The sequence below is a fragment of the Brevundimonas sp. CURTG3B2_SDJG genome (genome assembly GCF_057364705.1).
This window is the reverse complement of record NZ_JBNFOJ010000455.1, coordinates 1-1,504: the sequence shown is the minus strand read 5'-3', so window position 1 is coordinate 1,504 and position 1,504 is coordinate 1. Positions and strand designations below refer to the sequence as shown.

At 71.5% G+C, this 1,504-nt stretch carries 1 pseudogene; it reads left to right on the top strand.

Features of this window, described 5'->3' with window-relative positions:
- Positions 1–11: 11 nt before the first annotated feature.
- Positions 12–1,504, top strand: a pseudogene (locus tag AC2W7C_RS17730) (DUF4118 domain-containing protein); the annotation flags it as partial.

Sequence of the window (1,504 nt, the reverse complement as noted above, 5' to 3'; positions counted from 1 at the left end):
CGTCGACGCCGATGCCACACCTCAGCCCGCCGACGGACGCGGCGCTGAAGGTGGTTCCTGGGCATGTCGCGGGCGTAGGCAAGACCTACGAGATGCTCCGCGCCGCCCGCCGGCGGAAGGCCGAGGGCGCCGACGTCGTGGTCGGCGTGGCCGAAACCCACGGCCGCAAGGAGACGACCAGCCTGCTGCGAGGCCTTGAGGTGATGGCGCGCGCACCGATCGTCCATCGCGACAGGACCCTGCTGGAGTTCGACATCGACGGCGCCCTGGTCCGCCGGCCGGATCTGCTGCTGGTGGACGAGTACGCCCACTCCAACGCCCCGGGCTCGCGTCACCCCAAGCGCTGGCAGGATGTGGAGGAGATCCTGGACGCCGGGATCGACGTCTGGACCACGCTGAACATCCAGCACGTGGAAAGCCTGTCGGACGTGGTGCTTCGCATCACTGGGGTCCGCCAGCGCGAGACGGTGCCGGACAGCGCGCTTAGCCGCGCCGACGATATCGAGGTGGTGGACATCACCCCCGACGAGCTGCGCAAGCGGATGGCCGAGGGCAAGGTCTACGTCCCCGAGACCGCGCGGCTGGCGGCGGAGAATTTCTTCAAGGTCGAGAACCTGACGGCCCTGCGCGAGCTGGCCCTGCGCCGCGCGGCCCAGACCGTGGACGACCAGTTGGTGGCGACCCTGCGCGAGCGGGGCATGCAGGGACCGTGGGGCGGCCGGCGAGCGGATTCTGGTGCTGGTCGGCGGGGACGCCATGGCGGCCTCGCTGGTGCGGGCGGGCCGGCGCCTGTCGGACATGATGATGGATGCCCCCTGGACGGTGGCTCACGTCGATCGGCCCTCGGCCGGACGCCGGTCGGCGCCGTCCGAGACGCGGCTGTCGGAGGCCTTCAAACTGGCGGAGCAGCTGGGCGGGCGGACGCTGGTGCTGACCGGCGACGACGTGGTGCGCGCGGTGATGGATCACGCCCAAAGGTCCAACGTCACCCAGATCGTCATCGGCAAGGGCAGGGACAGTCGCCTATCGGAGTGGCTGGGCCGGTCTCTGGCGGCCGAGCTGCTGCGTCAGGCCCGGGGCGCGGCGATCCATGTGGTCACCGACGGCGGCGAACCCGACGCCCCCGCGCGCGCCCGCCTCCCGGCGTTCGGCGGCTGGCCCGGCTATCTGATCGGGGCGGCGTTCGTGGGTCTGGCGACGGTGATCGCGCTGTTCCTGGATCGGACATTCGAGCGAGTCGACCTGGGCGTGGTCTATCTGACGGCGGTGCTGGCGGCGGGCGTGCTTTACGGCCTGAGGCCCGCGCTGGCGGCTGCGACGACGGCCTTCCTGGTCTACAACTTCCTGTTCCTGCAGCCGCGCTACAGCTTCGCCATCGGCTCGCCCACGGACCTGCTGACCCTGGTGGTCTTCTGGGCGGTGGCGCTGGTGACCGGCGCTGGCGGGCCGGGTGAGGGAGCAGCGCGGCGGCGCAACGCCGGGCGTCGGGCGTGTCGGCCTTGCT